General features: G+C 41.7%; 11 protein-coding genes. 8 read left to right on the forward strand and 3 right to left on the reverse strand.

Features of this window, described 5'->3' with window-relative positions; translation table 11 throughout:
- Nucleotides 1–125: 125 nt before the first annotated feature.
- The gene (ppk1, locus tag CYAN7822_RS15650; protein WP_013323249.1) at nt 126–2,291 is read right to left on the reverse strand and encodes a polyphosphate kinase 1; all 2,166 of its coding nucleotides are present in this window, start codon (nt 2,289–2,291) and stop codon (nt 126–128) included.
- Between the two features lie 253 nt (nt 2,292–2,544).
- On the opposite strand from ppk1, the gene CYAN7822_RS15655 reads away from it, so the two are divergent.
- Nucleotides 2,545–3,786, forward strand: a complete 1,242-nt coding sequence (locus tag CYAN7822_RS15655) for a vWA domain-containing protein (RefSeq protein WP_013323250.1) — start codon at nt 2,545–2,547, stop codon at nt 3,784–3,786.
- Nucleotides 3,787–3,947: 161 nt separating this feature from the next.
- Nucleotides 3,948–5,936 carry an amylo-alpha-1,6-glucosidase gene (locus CYAN7822_RS15660; RefSeq protein WP_013323251.1) on the forward strand — a complete coding sequence of 663 codons (1,989 nt, stop codon included), beginning with the start codon at nt 3,948–3,950 and terminating at the stop codon, nt 5,934–5,936.
- 165 nt (nt 5,937–6,101) lie between these two features.
- Here the strand turns inward: CYAN7822_RS15660 and CYAN7822_RS15665 are convergent, their stop codons facing one another.
- Nucleotides 6,102–7,793 carry a right-handed parallel beta-helix repeat-containing protein gene (locus CYAN7822_RS15665; RefSeq protein ID WP_013323252.1) on the reverse strand — a complete coding sequence of 564 codons (1,692 nt, stop codon included), beginning with the start codon at nt 7,791–7,793 and terminating at the stop codon, nt 6,102–6,104.
- 365 nt (nt 7,794–8,158) lie between these two features.
- On the opposite strand from CYAN7822_RS15665, the gene CYAN7822_RS15670 reads away from it, so the two are divergent.
- Nucleotides 8,159–8,905, forward strand: a complete 747-nt coding sequence (locus CYAN7822_RS15670; RefSeq protein WP_280990151.1) for a TIGR03032 family protein — start codon at nt 8,159–8,161, stop codon at nt 8,903–8,905.
- Nucleotides 8,906–8,928: 23 nt separating this feature from the next.
- Here the strand turns inward: CYAN7822_RS15670 and CYAN7822_RS15675 are convergent, their stop codons facing one another.
- A complete protein-coding gene (locus CYAN7822_RS15675) occupies nt 8,929–9,228 on the reverse strand; it encodes a hypothetical protein (RefSeq protein WP_049802569.1) in 300 nt (99 codons plus the stop codon).
- A 44-nt stretch (nt 9,229–9,272) separates the two neighbouring features.
- Between CYAN7822_RS15675 and CYAN7822_RS15680 the strand changes: the two genes are divergently transcribed.
- The 5 genes from CYAN7822_RS15680 (at nt 9,273) to CYAN7822_RS15700 (ending at nt 17,168) form a co-directional block, all read left to right on the forward strand.
- On the forward strand, nt 9,273–10,565 hold the full coding sequence (locus tag CYAN7822_RS15680; protein ID WP_013323253.1) for a TldD/PmbA family protein: 1,293 nt from the start codon (nt 9,273–9,275) through the stop codon (nt 10,563–10,565).
- 300 nt (nt 10,566–10,865) lie between these two features.
- The gene (locus CYAN7822_RS15685; protein ID WP_013323254.1) at nt 10,866–11,660 is read left to right on the forward strand and encodes an alpha/beta fold hydrolase; all 795 of its coding nucleotides are present in this window, start codon (nt 10,866–10,868) and stop codon (nt 11,658–11,660) included.
- Nucleotides 11,657–13,099 carry a hypothetical protein gene (locus CYAN7822_RS15690; protein ID WP_216701549.1) on the forward strand — a complete coding sequence of 481 codons (1,443 nt, stop codon included), beginning with the start codon at nt 11,657–11,659 and terminating at the stop codon, nt 13,097–13,099. Before CYAN7822_RS15685 ends, CYAN7822_RS15690 begins: the two co-directional genes overlap by 4 nt.
- 232 nt (nt 13,100–13,331) lie before the next feature.
- Nucleotides 13,332–14,351: a patatin-like phospholipase family protein gene (locus CYAN7822_RS15695; RefSeq protein WP_013323256.1), complete on the forward strand. Its 1,020-nt coding sequence runs from the start codon at nt 13,332–13,334 to the stop codon at nt 14,349–14,351.
- Nucleotides 14,352–14,543: 192 nt separating this feature from the next.
- Nucleotides 14,544–17,168 carry a chloride channel protein gene (locus tag CYAN7822_RS15700; protein ID WP_013323257.1) on the forward strand — a complete coding sequence of 875 codons (2,625 nt, stop codon included), beginning with the start codon at nt 14,544–14,546 and terminating at the stop codon, nt 17,166–17,168.
- The last annotated feature ends 19 nt before the right edge of the window (nt 17,169–17,187 follow it).

Consider the following 17,187-nt stretch of genomic DNA (forward strand, 5'->3'; position numbering starts at 1 on the left):
TATGGTAAACCCGATATATTTATCGTACTTTAAATATCAAAATATTGTAACGATAATCGGTAATATTGTAAACGGCCTCAAGAGGTAGAGACGTTGTCGGTAACGCCTCTAGAATTGCTGGGATCTTAATGGGTACTTACGGAGTTTAAAGCCATTTGCATCAAAGTTTCATGGGTACTTTGTTGATGGTCCTCATCACTCGGGCGACGTTGGACGTAAGTCCCATCCGGGAGTAAATCCCATGCCTGCCGGTTATCTGAGAGCATAATGCCCAAAATTTCTTGTAATTCTTTGATAATGTTGGGATCTTCTACAGGAACAATGGCTTCTACTCGGCGGCTCAAATTTCGGGTCATCCAGTCGGCACTACCGATATACATTTCTTCTTTTCCTCCATTATGAAAATAGAAAATGCGAGAATGTTCGAGAAAACGCCCTATAACGCTAATTACTCGAATGGTTTCACTGATTCCTTCAACCCCAGGACGTAAACAACACATCCCCCGAATAATGAGATCAATTTCCACCCCGGCGCGAGAAGCTTCATAAAGAACCTCGACAATTTCAGGATCAACTAAAGCATTCATTTTGGCTACAATTCGGCCGGTTCCCCCATTGCGACAATGTTCGGCTTCTCGGCGGATCATTTCGATCATGCGTTTACGCATACTCACAGGGGCAACTAATAATTTACGGTAAGATTTTTGTCGGGAATAGCCGGTCAAAAAATTAAATAAATCTGTCAAATCGGCTCCTAATTCTTCTCGACAACTAAATAACCCTAAATCGGTGTATAATTTAGCGGTTTTCGGATTATAATTTCCCGTTCCGATATGAACATAGCGGCGAATTTGTTTATCTTCTTGACGCACCACTAAAACCGTTTTTGTATGGGTTTTTAATCCCACTAATCCATAGACTACATGAACGCCAGCTTGTTCTAATTTTCTTGCCCAAAGAATATTATTTTCTTCATCAAATCGGGCTTTTAATTCTACTAAAGCTACCACTTGTTTACCATTTTCAGCCGCAGCAATTAACGCTTTAACAATGGGGGAATCTCCCGAAGTCCGATACAAAGTCATTTTAATGGCCTGTACATTAGGGTCATAAGCCGCTTCAGTAATAAATTCTTGAACCGTAGCGCTAAAAGCTTGATAAGGATGATGAACTAAAATATCCCCTTCACGAATAGCACTAAAAATATCCATGCCATCGGGAATATCTTCGGTTTCACATTCTGAACGCCTTTGTTGAATTTCTTTTACCCAGTTAGGAGTGACCGGATTCCAAGGAGGGTCTTTTAGTTCTGGACAAGGCAAAGACATAAAATAGAATAAATCTCTATGGCCCAGTAATCCTTCTACTTCATAGACATCCATGTCTTCTAGCCCCAAATCTTGCATTAATCTATGCTTAATCGTTTCTGGTGTTGAGGCATGAATTTCTAAACGAACGGCTGATTTTCCGATACGTCTTTTTCGCAGTTCTTGTTCGATCGCTAAGAGTAAATCATAAGCTTCATCTTCTTCTACTTCTAAATCGGCATTCCGAGTCACTCGAAAGGCATGACATTCTTGAATAATCATCCCCGGAAATAAGAACTCTAAATTGTGGGCAATGACTTGTTCTAAGGGGACTCCTGTCCAAATGGCGGTTTTATCTCTTTGTTGTTGTCTAAGTTCTTTGGGTAACTCAATAAAACGAGGTAAAACGCTAGGCACTTTTACCCGCGCAAAAAGTTCTTTATCAGTTTCAGGGTCCCTAACAACCACAGCGAGATTAAGACTCAAATTAGAAATATAAGGAAAAGGATGAGAAGGATCAACCGCCAGGGGAGTGAGAACAGGAAAAATATGAGCTTCAAAATACTCATGTAAATGGGTACGTTGTTCCTGGTTAAGGTCAACGTAGTTAATTAAATGAATTCCCTGAGCCACTAATTGACTCTTAAGATTATATTCAAAGTTTTGGTCTTGTTGAGAAACTAACGGACGTAGGCGAGCGCTAATATCTGCTAATTGTTGAGAAGGGGTACGTCCATCCGGTGTCAGTTTAGTCACTCCGGCTTCTTGTTGTTGTTTGAGTCCGGCAATTCTTACCATGAAGAATTCATCTAAGTTTGAGCAAAAGATGGCACTAAATTTGAGGCGTTCTAAAAGCGGTGTACGGGAATCTAAGGCTTCATATAGCACCCGGTAGTTAAATTCTAACCAGCTTAAATCCCGGTTAAAATAATACTGATGATCCTTAAGATTAACTTCGGAGGACTTAATTTTTGATTTAGGCATAAGGCTAATACACTCAAGACTATTCTGTCTTTGATATTAAGTTATATTGGCATTAATAAGAGAAGGTTAAGGAAATAAGCCGATAAACCTAACACAGTCTATTGTATCCTTTGGCTCCTTGGTGCAGGAGCGCGAAACAAAAAAATCTATACACAATTAGCATGAGGGCATTACCTGTAGCTTCAAAAGAAAGTCAGCTATCCTAGAAATAGCTACAGATATTCTTCTAAGACCATTACATCCTAGGAAAACTATGAGAGTTATTATCAGACCGGCCCTAAGTGATGCTCATATTGATGCTAACCAAAATAGCAGCCAACGGCAACTTTCCTTAGCCATATCCGCACAAGGAGAACCCGGGAGAACTTTACCCTTAAATTTATGCCTTGTCTTAGATCACAGTGGATCAATGGGAGGAAGACCCCTAGAAACGGTGAAAAAAGCGGCAATTGAACTGGTTAAACAATTAAATCCTGAAGATCGTGTCTCAGTCATCGCCTTTGATCACCGAGCAAAAGTGATTGTTCCTAACCAAGGAATAGAAGACCTCAATACTGTCATAGAACAGATTAAAGCGCTTAGAGCAGCCGGAGGAACAGCCATCGATGAAGGACTCAAACTCGGGATCAAAGAATCTGCTTTAGGGAAACAAGAACGAGTCTCGCAAATATTTCTGTTAACCGATGGAGAAAATGAACACGGAGATAACGAACGCTGTTTGAAACTGGCTCAAGTGGCCTCAGACTATAATATTACTCTTAATACCCTAGGCTTTGGCAACCATTGGAATCAAGATGTTTTAGAAAAAATTGCTGATTCTGCCGGAGGCAGCTTATCTTATATTGAAAACCCCGAAAAAGCTTTAGAAGAATTCAGCCGCCTATTTAGCCGCGCTCAGTCCATCGGATTAACTAATGCTCATCTAATCATTGATTTATTACCTCAAGCCAGTTTAGCCCAGTTAAAACCCATTGCCCAAGTGGAACCGGAAACGGTAGAGTTAACAGTACAATCCGAAGGCACTCGCCATACTGTGCGTTTAGGAGACTTAATGGTGGATCAAGAACGAGTGGTTTTGATCAATCTTTATATTAATCAACTCTCTCCAGGTATTCAAACTATTGGTAAAGCACAAGTCCGTTTTGATGATCCGGCTTTATCTCAAACCGGCATACTTTCAGAAACCATACCTCTCAATGTAGAAGTCCAAACGGTTTACCAACCTGAACCCAATGATCAAGTTCGTCAATCTATTTTAGCTTTAGCCAAATATCGTCAAACCCAAATTGCTGAAGAAAAACTTAAACAAGGCGATCGCATTGGGGCAGCTACTTTACTACAAACGGCGGCTAAAACGGCTTTACAATTAGGAGACCAAGGAGCCGCTACCATTCTACAAAGTAGTGCCACTCGTTTACAAATGGGAGAAGACCTCTCAGAAGCCGAACGCAAAAAGACCAGAATTGTCGCCAAAACCCGATTACAGGCTGATTAATAGGCGTAGATTATCTTTCTTTCTCTTGCCTATTCCCTTTAAGTTAAAAGTTTAAAAAATTCTTTGATTTGAAAAAGTGTACCGATTTATGATTTATTATTAGGTAATGACTAATGACAACTGTAAGGGCGCAGCATTGCTGTACCCTTACCTTATGACTAATGACTAATGACCAAGAATGGTTAGTAACTAATGGCATCGGGAGTTATGCCAGTGGGACAGTAAGGGGGGCCCTAGGGCGTGGATATCATGGACTGTTGATAGCTGCCCTGAAGCCTCCCTTACAACGTACCCTGTTATTAACTAAACTCGATGAAATTGCTATTACTCAAACCACTTCTTATCCTCTTTATAGCAATTATTGGGCAGATGGAACCCGAGAAACAGAAGTTGATCAGCACTTAGAAAAGTTCTTGCTAGAAGGCACTATTCCAGTCTGGTTTTTTCGTTTAGGAGAGTCCCTACTCGAAAAACGGATCTGGATGCAACCCGAGGCGAATACGACTTATATTCAATATTCTCTCATTGAAGCGAGTGAACCCCTCAAATTATCACTCAAAGCATTAGTGAATTACCGAGATCATCATAGTCGTACTGTGGGCGGAAACTGGCAGATGCAAGTTGCTCCGATAAATTATGGAGTGTGTATTACTGCCGCACCGGGAGCCATTCCTTTTTATCTGTATTGCAATTGTCCCCAAACGACTATTTATCTTAAGCAGATTTGGTATTACGGTTTTCAGTTAGCTCAAGAACGGGAGCGGGGATTATATGATTTGGATGATAACTTTCACGCGGCTACTTTTGAAATTTCCCTTGCGCCTGGTGAGTCGGCAACCTTTGTCGCTAGTTGCGATCCTAACCCCAGTGCGGAACGAGTTCCGCACCCCAGTTTAGACGCTAAGGCACAATTAGAGATTCGTCGCGCTTATGAACAAGAACTAATAGAAATTTTTTGGCGGCAGAACCCTTCTATTATTCATCTCCCTCCAGAAAATTTAAAATCTCTAAAACAGTTGGTGCTTGCTGCGGATCAATTTATTGTTAAGCGTCCTATTCCCCATAACCCGGCCGGAAAAACCATTATTGCTGGTTATCACTGGTTTACCGATTGGGGACGGGATACTATGATTAGTTTACCCGGTTTAACCCTCTCTACCGGCCGTCCAGAAATTGCCCGCTCTATTCTTTTAACCTTTGCTCAATACGTGAGTCAAGGGATGCTTCCTAACCGTTTTCCCGATGATGGCGCACCCTTAAACGAAGGGGATTATAATACTGTTGATGCAACTTTATGGTTTTTTGAAGCTATCCGTGCCTATTACCAAGCCACAGAAGATCATCAATTTTTAGCAGAAATTTTGCCGATTTTGACTGATATTATTCATTGGCATCTCAGAGGCACTCGCTATAATATCCATCTAGACCCCGAAGATGGCTTAATTTATGCAGGGGTTGAAGGAAAACAACTCACTTGGATGGATGCAAAGGTTGGGGACTGGGTGGTTACTCCTCGCATTGGCAAACCGATAGAAATTAGTGCCCTTTGGTATAATGCTTTACTCACGCTGTCTCAATTCGCTCAAAAGTTGCAAAAGCCATTTAAAGAATATGAAGAGATGGCTCAACTAACTTTAAAGGGTTTTCAACGCTTTTGGAATGCCGAATTAGGCTATTGTTTTGATGTCTTGGATAGCCCCACAGGAAATGATCCGTCGTTGCGTCCTAATCAAATTTTTGCAGTTTCTTTACCCCAGAGTCCTTTAAGCGCTTTACAACAAAAAAGCGTAGTGGATACTTGTCAAAAGGCCTTATTAACTCCCTATGGGTTGAGGAGTTTAGCCGCCACTGACCCGAATTATAAAGGGTTTTACCGAGGAGATCAATTAGAACGAGATGGTGCTTATCATCAAGGAATCGTCTGGGGATGGTTAATCGGAGCGTTTGTCATGGCTTATTTACGAGTTTATGGCGATCAAACCCGTGCTTATCAATTTTTAGAGCCAATGATTGCTCATTTAGAAACAGCAGGGTTAGGAACCATTAGCGAAATTTTTGAGGGGAATAAGCCCTTTTCTCCTAAAGGTTGTATTGCTCAAGCTTGGTCAGTGGCAGAGGTGTTAAGAAGTTGGTTGTTGATTAAAGGTTAGAAATTGGTTAAGTGGGCAATACTCACCTAATTAACTTAATGTAATTGGGCGCAAGCGGAGCGCCCCTACAAGTGGATAAATGCTGTTTGGTGTAGGGGCGTATCGAATATGCCCTCGATTCGTAATCGCTTTTCTTATCGTCACAAGTTATGGGAGAGGCGTTTTTTACCTCTTTCGTTTGCCCCTAAAAGCTATGGCAAATGCGGTAGCTGTAGCTACTCCAAGCATGGTTAAGGGTTCCGGCACGACGGCAACGGCTTCATAAGCACCGATATCTACTGTCCCGCCGAGAATACGAGTAAATCCTATGCCTCTTTGGTCAGTGGTAAGATAAGAAGGAACTGCGGCATTAGAACCAGCATTAATAGCGATACTTCCGGGAAGAAGGGCATGAGTCAAGGTTGGTCCTCCGTTGTTTTGTAAAGGCCCTAGATTGGGATCACCTTGGTATCCAGGATTACAAGTTCCGTCTTCGATGAGGTTGTTGATGTTAGCGGCTATTGTACCTTTGTTAGTGCAATCACCACCGCCGCTATTAGCAATAATTGTGTTAGTTAACTTCAAGTTACTGAAGATGATTTCAATACCACTATTGGAATTCCCAGAAATAGTGCTGTTAGTTATAGTAATAGTGTCACCAAAAATCCTTCTAACACCATCACCAGAATTCCCAGAAATAGTGCTGTTAGTTATAGTAATAGTGTCACCAAAAATCCTTCTAACACCATCACCAGAATTCCCAGAAATAGTGCTGTTACTTATAGTAGTAGTGTCATCAGAGCTTGCAACACCATTACCAGAATTCTCAGAAATGTTGCTGCCGGTTATAGTAGTAGTACCATTAGGATTATTGCTACTAACACCATCCTGAGAATTTTTCAAAATAGTGCTGTTACTTATAGTAGTGTCACCAAAGCTTGTAACACCCTTACCAGAATTCTCAGAAATGTTGCTGCCGGTTATAGTAGTAGTACCATTAGGATTATTGCTACTAACACCATCCTGAGAATTTTTCAAAATAGTGCTGTTACTTATAGTAGTGTCACCAGAGCTTGTAACACCCTTACCAGAATTCTCAGAAATGTTGCTGCCGGTTATAGTAGTAGTACCATTAGGATTATTGCTACTAACACCATCCTGAGAATTTTTCAAAATAGTGCTGTTACTTATAGTAGTGTCACCAGAGCTTGTAACACCCTTACCAGAATTCTCAGAAATGTTGCTGTCGGTTATAGTAGTAGTACCATTAGGACCATTGCTACTAACACCATGTTGAGAATTTTTCAAAATAGTGCTGTTAGTTATGGTGAGAATACTAGATGATCCATTGCTGCTAACACCATAACCAAAGTTCCCAGAAATAGTGCTGTTACTTATAGTAGTAGTGCCACCACCAAGGCTGGTAACACCATTACCAAAGTTCCCAGAAATAGTGCTGTTACTTATAGTAGTAGTGCCACCAAAGCTGGTAACACCATTACCAAAGTTCCCAGAAATAATGCTATCCATTATAGTGATGGAGCCACCATTGGTTTCAATACCGCCACCGGAAGAACTATTCCCTCCTGTAATTGTTAAGCCATTAATAAAGACATCAAAATTAGTATTAGTAGAGTAAGAGTTAATATTAAAAACCCTCGAAGCATTATTTCCTGATACACTCAAAAGTTTAGCACCTGGCCCGTTAATGGTGAGGGAGTCCGTAACCCTTAACTCTCCTGATCTCAGGGTAATGGTTCCCGTCACACTACTAAACTCAATGGTATCTGCACCCGGCAACCCATTGGCATCAAAAATAGCTTGCCGCAGACTACCTGCACCAAAGTCATTTAAATTGGTAACATTAAAAATAGCCATTTGTTTTCCTCAATCTCTCTCACAACTTGACAATTTAATCAATAGACCTGACATAATACGTAATTACGTAATATTGATTACGTATAAACAAGTAAATGAAGCCAATTAATTAACACTTTACAAAAACTTTTAAAAAACGTCAATTAAAAAAAACTTATATATATTGGGTTATAAAATGGGATTTAACTGAAGATATTTTTAAGGTTCATGTTGTTAATATTGTTAATATTATTCATATTATTCATATTGTTCATATTTTTTTGTCCACCTACCTCAATCAAACTGCATGAATGATCCTCTACCCAATTCTCCCGATGACGCTCCTCTCAGAAGTGTGAAAACTTCTAATTTTTCTCCTTATTGATATTCATGAAATGGCTTGGAGAAAAGAAGAATTATGGTTTATTAATACCCGCTTTTCTTGTTTATGTACAGTAGATTTTGTTCATAGTTTTGTGCCTTGTTGGCGACCCAGCTTTATTAGTGCTTTAACCCCCGAAGATCGCTGTCATCTGAATGGGTTAGCGATGGTAAACTATCAACCTAAATATGTTACTGCCTTGGGAAATAGTGACAGTTTGAACGGCTGGCGAGAAAACAAAGCTAAGGGCGGTGTACTCATCGATATTGACTCTAATGAAATTATCGCCACAGGATTATCTATGCCGCATTCTCCCCGTTGGTATAATAATCAACTCTGGGTTTTAGAATCGGGAAATGGAAGTATAGCCACTGTGGATTTAAAAAGCGGCAAATTAGAAACCGTAGCTATGTTGCCAGGATTTACAAGAGGATTAGATTTTTGGGGCAATTTAGCTTTTATTGGTTTATCTCAGGTCAGAGAAACGGCGGTATTTAGTGGAATTCCCCTCACCAGTAGACTAACCGAAAGAAGTTGTGGGGTATGGGTAGTCAATATTGAGACAGGGCAAACAGTGGCCTTTTTACGCTTTGAAGATGCCCTACAAGAAATTTTTGCCGTGCAAGTATTAGCCGGGTTGCGGTTTCCTGAAATTATTGATAGTGATGAAAAGTTATTAGGAAGTAGTTATATTCTGCCAGATGAGGCCCTAGTCGATGTCCCAAACGAACTCAAACGAGTAATTTCTTAATCAGTTGACTTTTTTGATTTGAATCACCCCAAGTAAGTCAAAATTAACTGAAAACTCGCTTCTCCTGGGCAAATAGTAATTAGATAACTCTTAGTTTTAAAAGACGCTTCTTCTCTTTTTAGTCCACAAACACTATGGGCGAGTGCTTTTGAGTTCAAGTTTAATCCCAAAATTGTTGTGATTGCTAAAGAAAGTACCAGAGGTATGAGTTGCAAAATACGAGGATTTATTCTCATTAATGTGCGTAAATTAACAAATATAGTGCTACCTTGAAGATCATAGCAGTAATACTCACGCTCTAAATACCCATCAAAATCATTCAAATAGAATGTTATTCTGTTTAAGGAGCCGTCTATCAAGTTAAAGAATGACCATTAAACCTCAACAACTTATCGATTTAGCCCTCAAAGCCGGAGCCACCCATGCAGAGGTATATCAGTCTAGTTCCCTATCTCGTCCGGTTTCTTTTGAAGCCAACCGCCTCAAACAGCTAGAAATTACCGAGTCAGAAGGAACTGCCTTAAGATTATGGCGAGACGGATGTCCAGGGTTAGCCGTTGCTTATGGACCCTGTGAACCCCTAGAATTAGTAGAAAAAGCGATCGCTCTAACGCACCTCAATGTCCCTGAAACCATTGAACTAGCCGCTCCTCACGAGGCGATTTATTCTAATGTGGGGGAAACGGTTTCTGTGGAGGCGTTAGTGGAAACTGGCAAAGAGATGATCGCTCAAATTCGAGACGTTTATCCGGATGTTATCTGTAATGCCGCCTTAGAGTGTGAACAAGAAAGCACGATTTTAATCAATTCCCAAGGACTTTATTGTCACTCGAGTGATATTTCTGTCAGTTATTACTTAGGGGTAGAATGGATTCGAGGAGAAGACTTTTTAGGTGTCTATGAAGGAGACTATACCCGAGGTAAACTCAACCCTGAACAAGTCGTTAAACAGCTATTACAGCGTTTACAGTGGGCCGAGTCTCATGCAGAAACCCCCACAGGACGTATCCCGGTTTTATTGACCGCAAATGCCGCCACCCTGCTATGGGAAACGGTAGCGGCGGCTTTAAATGGAAAAAATGTCTTAGAAAAGTCTTCGCCTTGGAGTGAGAAACAAGGGGACATGGTGATCAGTGAGCAACTCAGTTTATCCCAACAACCGGACCGAGAACCCTATGACTGTCCTTTCGATGACGAAGGAACTCTAACTCAAAAGTTATCTTTAATCGAACAAGGAACAGTACAATTGTTTTATTGTGATCGTACGACAGGGAGAGCGTTAGGAACTTCTAGTACAGGTAACGGGTTTCGTCCGGGTTTAGGGCGCTATCCTACGCCAGATTTAGTCAATTTAATCATTGAACCTGGACAAGGTGAGTTCGAAGCGTTAATTCGTCAGTTAGATAAGGCTTTAATTGTTGAGCAAATTTTAGGCGGTGGGGCTGATATTTCGGGAGATTTTTCTATCAATGTGGATTTAGGCTATCGTGTAGAAAAAGGAGAAATTTTAGGCCGGGTTAAAGATACAATGGTCGCCGGCAATGTTTATAGTGCGTTAAAGCAAGTGGCGGCTTTAGGCAATGATGTCCGATGGAATGGTTCCTGTTATACCCCTTCTTTAATTGTTGAGGGGTTATCGGTCGTGGGAGCGAATGAGTGATGTTTTAACTCTAATTTATGTGATTGTTTGATAGACTATCTGTTGCTTTGTGGTACAGATAACTTTGTTTATATCCGACTGTTTATATTACGCTAACGAGAAAAAATCTAACCCAAGGTCGAGTTATAACCCTCAAGAATCCCTCAAATGGTTGAGGTGGATTTTGTTATTAATAAAAATAATATAAATAATCCTATTTCCAATCTTTAAAAAAATTCGCTAAATTTTAAACACACAAACCCCTGCTAAATTAATGTTTAATCTAGCAAAATAAGGCTCAAATAGTATTAAAAAATCAAAATGAACCTACGCAAAGGAAAATTGCAGACTCAATGTACCATTGTTGATGGACTCTCAATATTTGCCCGGGTATCGGCAGAAATGCTACCCCAAAATGCTCCGATCATTATTTTAATACACGGATTGATTCTCTCAAGCCGCTACATGATTCCTACTGCCGAATTACTAGCCGCCAATTATCGAGTCTATGCCCTTGACTTACCGGGATATGGCGAAAGTGAGAAACCAGAAAAAATATTAGACTTGCCTGAACTGGCTGATGTTATCGCTCGCTGGATGGATGCAACCGGAATTAAAAAAGCCACTTTTTTAGGTAACTCGATGGGTTGCCAAATTATTGCCGAGTTAGCCATGCGGCATCCGCAGCGTATTGAGCGGGCAATTTTGCAAGGTCCTACCGTTGACCCTCGGGGGCGCAGTCTTTTTCAGCAAATCTGGCGGTTTCTGCTCAATGCACCCGGAGAAGACTATAGCCAAGCCCCCATACAAATACAAGATTACTGGTTAGCCGGTTTACCTCGCTGTATCGCTACTATTCAAATTGCCCTCTATGACCGCGTTGAAGCGAAACTTCCCTATTTGCGTGTCCCCACGTTAGTCGTGCGGGGTGACAAAGACCCAGTCGTGCCGCAGCAATGGGCACAAGAAGTAGTGGACCTTTTACCCCAAGGTCAATTAAAGGTTATTGCAGGGGGAGCGCATACCCTCAACTACAGTAAGCCGCTAGAACTGACCCAAGCCGTAGAAGCCTTTATTAAGGCTACAGAATCAGATTTAATTACAACAGAGGTATGATGAAAGAACTTTTTTACCAACCCAAGTGGTCTTCTATCTTAGCTAACTTAAACGTTAGCCCGCCCTACATAGCAGATTTTGACTCAGCCTCGGCGATGTTACGAGCAACGGCGGCTTACTTGCGAGGAGAAGATTTTCCGGGGTTGGGGATTACCTCACCTGCGGTTGAGCCTCTGTTTTCTCTGGTGAATCAATTACCTCGTCCCCTTCAAGAATTCATCTATACCACTGGTAGTGCTAATGAAGGCATTCCCCCAGAACGGTTGAAAGATACTCGGATTGAAGTGGTAGCTCAGTGGATGGTCAATCAGTATCCTCTCAAAGAGTATCCAGCAGTAGCTATTGGTTCATCGAGTGGGGCAATGGTACATCTTTATGCCGCATTGGGGATTCCTTGGCTACCTCAAACCTTTTTAGTGCCGGTAAAACATCCCGGACTAGACCCCGATGAACCGAAAAAATATCTCGAATGGGGCAAAAAATACGCGCCGGCTTTTTTGGAGGCGAATCCTGAGATTGTCTTACATCAGATGCACGACCCCAATGAAGACCGCTTAACTAGCCAAGGCATGACTTATTTTCGGGTGAAACGTCTGCGTTTGGGGACAGCCTTTGAACGCTTTATCGAGAATTCTTTGCCCCAAGGAGGAACGATTTTTTTAGTCGAGTGTCAAAACTCCTGGCCCACAACCCAAGTCAGCGAGCGGCATATATTCCAATTTGGGGCAGTGGGAGGGATGAATTCCCAAGAGTTTCTCTATGGCAGTGAGCGAGTAGCCGAATATATACAACGATATCACCCATCCCAACAAAAATGGGATGCTCCTGAGCCTGATGCCGAGAGTCCCGAAGCCGAATGGGGTTTTAGGCCAGAGTTGGCTGAAGATGTAGAACGCTTTGCTCGTGAGCGAGGTTATCGAGTGCGGCGTATTGTTTTTGATGAGCCAGCTTATCCGAGTCCTTTTGTGGCGGAATTATATCGGTGGTGGTACAAACAACAGAAGATTTTAACGAATCGGTTATTGATAGAATCGTTTGTTTTATTAGAGCCTTTTTGGATGTTACAAACGGGTTCAATTCCTTTTTGGTTGACGTTTAATAAACAACCCTCTCTCGATTGGCTTCTAGACTATCTTAAGAGTAGCCAATCATATAATGAAATTTATATGATGCTGTTTTCTCATGGTGTGGAATCTGTGGGTTTAGTATCGATTGAGCAGTGGCGAGCCGTTTTAGCTCGTGCTAAAGAAAAGGGTGATTTTATTGGTGTAGATCAAGATAAATATCCCAGAGATTTTGCGTCTATGATTCGTTATTATACGGATTTAAAGCGCACTATTTCTCAACGATATCCTTTACCCGAACCTTTAACTTTAGAACAGCTTGATCAGTTTATCTCAGAGCAAGGTCAGCAATTTCCTGTCCGTTGGCTTGATTAGAATCCCTATTCAAGAATAATCAGTATATGTACTTAAGTAAATTTACTTTAAATAAGTTTACTAAAAAGCCCTTTAAGTAAAACCCGAGTCTATTATTAAAAAAGATAGATACAAGTTAAGGTGTGGGAGCTTTTAATCAAAATTACTGCATCAATTATTTTCAATTTTGATGACTATATACTGATGAGCAAAAATCAGTCAAATCTTTTCGCTAAGAATAGGAGAAAAAATTATGACTTTTCGCATACTCAGTTTAGATGGTGGTGGAATTCGTGGAGTCGTAACCGCTACGATGTTAATCGAGGTAGAAAGACAAATTAAACAACTAACTGGACAATCTCTACAACAATACTTTGATTTATTTGTTGGAACTTCTACTGGTTCAATTCTAGCTGCGGCTCTAGCTGCTGGCTACACGGCTCAAACATTAGTTGATCTTTACAAAGAAAATGGAGCAACAATTTTTCCGAGAGATAATCATCTTCTTAATAGATGGAGCTTAATCCATAAAAATCCGGCAAATTTTATCAACCCTCAATACTCGGACGAAGGATTAATTAAGGTTTTACAAGAGCAATTGCCACGCAAAAATTTAGGAGACTTATTGCCTAAATTAGTGCTGATAACCTCTTATGATACCATTCATCGGCGACCTATTGTTTTAAAAAATTGGGAGGAAGAATATAAAAACATTCCCATTTGGGAAGCTTGTGTCTGTTCGGCTTCTGCCCCGACATTTTTCCCGGCTCATGGACTGACAATTGGCAATCAAGATTATTCAGCGATTGATGGCGGAATGTTTGCCGGTAATCCGTCGATTTGTGCCATCGCTGAAGCCACTAATTTAATTCAGCATTATGCCACAGATTATCCAACGCTAAACTGTCCATCTTTGCAACAAAGTGCAGAAAATGGCCAAGAAATAGCTCTATTATCTTTAGGTACTGGAAGATTCACTCGTTCTATTTCTCTAGAAGATGCACGAGATTGGGGCCTTATAAAATGGGCAGGGCCATTAGTAGATATAATGTTTGGTAGCTCATCTACAATTAATGATGAAATTGCTAAAAAACTAATTGATCCTCACGATTATTATCTGCGGCTTCAATTCGATTTAACTGACGTTAATGAGGATATGGATGATGCGAGTGAGAAAAATATCAATCATCTAATTGTGGCAACACAAAATTATCTAGAAGATGGCACTAAACCTAAAATCAGCCACTTCATACAGGCCGGCAGTAGCTCCTAAAAACCCCGCTCCAGTGGGGGCTGGGGTACAGTAGAAAAATCCTTGAGAAAATTTTTGCCTAGCTCGCCTTTATCTTTAAGTTTATCGGTTTAGGGGATCATTAACAAGACTTCTGAAACTGGACTTCAATATACCTTTTCAAAAATGGGATAGTCTGTATTATAGAGCTATTGGAATCGAGCCAGAATCTTAATGAATTTACCTTTTCCCCTAAAACGCCTGCATGGTTGGTTTAAAGCTAGACGTTTCGGACGCAGTTCCGTCGATACCCGCTATGCCATGCTGGAATCTTGTCTCATCGGGATTTTATCGGCGATCGCGGCCTTACTCCTTAAACAGGGGGTAGGATGGTTAGGAGGATGGCGAGTTCATATTACTACTAAACTTGGGGCAGTCTGGCTACTTCCCATCGGCGGATTATTATTAGGATTACTGGCCGGTCAGTTAATACAAGTGATCTCACCGGCGGCTGCCGGTGGAGGCATTCCCCAAGTCAAAGCCGCTTTAGCTCGCTTTCCGGTGCCTCTGTCTTTACGGGTAGCCATCGCTAAATTACTGGGGGCAACCTTAGTATTAGGCGCAGGGTTAACCCTTGGGCGGCGAGCGCCTACAGTTCATATAGGGGCGGCCTTAGCGGCTCAATTGAGTCAATGGGTTCCCACTTCCCCAGAACATCGGCGACAGATGATTGCAGCCGGGGCCGCTTCAGGACTAGCGGCGGGGTTTGGGACTCCCATAGCGGGAGTTTTATTTGTGGTTGAAGAATTGATGCGCGATGTCTCTGGGTTAACTTTAGAAACAGCCATCGTGGCTTCCTTTACTGGGGCAGTGGTATCTTTATTACTCGAGTCTGCTGGTCCCATTATACCCGCACCTCTAAACATAAACTTTTCCGCTCGAGAAATTCCTCTATATCTTTTGCTCGGTTTTTTAGCGGGAATGCTAGGAGCGTTATTTAATTGGGGAATTCTCTTTTGTATGAACGTACAAAAGCGGCTGAGATTGCCGATGCCTTGGCGGGTTGGCTTAGTCTGTATGATTTCTGGGGGAGTGATTGCCCTGTTACCGCCTTTTTTCCGCGATAACTCGGGACTGAGGGAGTTTTTAGTCACTGGGGAATTAGGTTGGCGTAGTATTCTGTTGGCTTTTGTGGCTCATTTTTGCCTAACCATCTTAGCTTATAGTTCGGGCGCTCCCGGAGGATTATTTGCCCCGGCGCTGGTGTTGGGTTCCGCTTTGGGCTATATCGTGGGAGAATTAGCCGGATGGGTGACGGGTTCAGGAGCGGCTACCACTTACGCGCTGGCGGGAATGGGAGGGTTTTTTACGGCGGTGGTTCGCGCTCCGGTGACAGCGATTGTGATTGTCTTTGAATTAAAGGCTAATTTTAATATTGTACTGCCGTTGATGCTGACTTGTGCGGTGTCTTATTTGGTGGCAGAAAATGTGTTTAGTCGTTCGATTTATGAACATTTGCTTGATGCGAGTGGGATTCATTTAAGCGAGGAAGTGCCGGTTAATGATTTCTTGAGTAAGTTAAAAGCGGCTGATGTGATGCAGTCTCAGGTAGAAAGCTTAGAAAGTCATCTTACTCTAGATAAAGTGCTACAGGCGATGTCTATATCCCGTCATCGCGGGTTTCCGGTGGTAGAAGCGGGAAAATTAGTGGGAATTGTCACTCAGAGTGATTTATCGAATTTGGGTGAGCGCTCACCCGATGTATCTCTGCGTGAGATTATGACCCCAAAACCGATTACTGTGCAACCGGAAACCTCTTTAAGTGATGTTCTCTATTTACTCAACCGCTATCAATTATCTCGTTTACCGGTGACAGAAGGACATATTTTAGTGGGGATTATTACCCGCACCGATATTATTCAAGCAGAAGTTAAGCAACTCGGAGGCGGAACTCAAGGAACTAAACCGCCCCCGTCTTATGTGGTTTATCAGACTCGTTCGCCGGCTTTGGGGAATGGACGGATTTTATTGCCGCTTAGTGATCCGGAGATGGCTGCAACCTTATTTCAAATTGCCGCAACCATCGCTCGTCATCGCCACTATGAAATCGAATGTCTGCAAGTGATTAAGATTCCTAGACATCAATTTCCTTCTGAAGCTCGAGTTGAGGTTCATCATAGCCGCAAGCTGATGCAGCGTATGGAAAGATTAGGGCGACATTTGAATATTGCCGTTCATACTCAAGTGAGAGTCGCTCAGGATACGGCTGAATCCATTATAGAAACTATTCAGCAACGGCATATTAGTTTAATGTTAATGAGTTGGAAAGGAATTAGTGATAGTCAAGGGGCAATTTTTGGCAGTGTTGCAGATACCTTGATTCATAAAGCTCCCTGTGATTTAATGTTAGTTAAACTTGGAGCTAGTGCTAATGCTTATCCCCTAAATTTAGAGCATAATGCTACTTGGTTAGTGCCGATGGCGGGGGGGCCAAATGCTCAACGAGCAATTGAATTATTACCGAGTTTAACACGATTATATTCTAATCCGGATGCCCCTCAGTTGTGGCTGTGTAAAGTTTATCCTCCTTCAGAGATTGAACCGGATTCTCAAGGGTTAGAAGAAGCGGCTCAAATTTTAAGAGATAAATTGAATAAACCGATTTTTCCTATTTCTATTCGTTCTAATTCTGTTTCTGATGCTTTAATACAATTAGCTCGCGCCGAAGAGTGTGATGTGATTGTTTTGGGAGCGTCTCGGGAAGGGTTATTACAGCAGGCTATTCATGGGAATATTCCTGATGCTATTGCTCGTGGGGTTGATAGTACGGTTATTGTGGTACGAGGAGCGATTGATTAATCAATCTAATCTTATTTTT

This window comes from Gloeothece verrucosa PCC 7822, assembly GCF_000147335.1.
In the GTDB taxonomy this organism is placed as follows: Bacteria; Cyanobacteriota; Cyanobacteriia; order Cyanobacteriales; family Microcystaceae; genus Gloeothece; species Gloeothece verrucosa.

Excerpts from the sequence above, each read along its gene's own strand:
- ppk1 (WP_013323249.1), bottom strand. The coding sequence starts at position 2,291 with ATGCCTAAATCAAAAATTAAGTCCTCCGAAGTTAATCTTAAGGATCAT.
- CYAN7822_RS15655 (WP_013323250.1), top strand. The coding sequence starts at position 2,545 with ATGAGAGTTATTATCAGACCGGCCCTAAGTGATGCTCATATTGATGCT.
- CYAN7822_RS15660 (WP_013323251.1), top strand. The coding sequence starts at position 3,948 with ATGACTAATGACCAAGAATGGTTAGTAACTAATGGCATCGGGAGTTAT.
- CYAN7822_RS15665 (WP_013323252.1), bottom strand. The coding sequence starts at position 7,793 with ATGGCTATTTTTAATGTTACCAATTTAAATGACTTTGGTGCAGGTAGT.
- CYAN7822_RS15680 (WP_013323253.1), top strand. The coding sequence starts at position 9,273 with ATGACCATTAAACCTCAACAACTTATCGATTTAGCCCTCAAAGCCGGA.
- CYAN7822_RS15685 (WP_013323254.1), top strand. The coding sequence starts at position 10,866 with ATGAACCTACGCAAAGGAAAATTGCAGACTCAATGTACCATTGTTGAT.
- CYAN7822_RS15690 (WP_216701549.1), top strand. The coding sequence starts at position 11,657 with ATGATGAAAGAACTTTTTTACCAACCCAAGTGGTCTTCTATCTTAGCT.
- CYAN7822_RS15695 (WP_013323256.1), top strand. The coding sequence starts at position 13,332 with ATGACTTTTCGCATACTCAGTTTAGATGGTGGTGGAATTCGTGGAGTC.
- CYAN7822_RS15700 (WP_013323257.1), top strand. The coding sequence starts at position 14,544 with ATGAATTTACCTTTTCCCCTAAAACGCCTGCATGGTTGGTTTAAAGCT.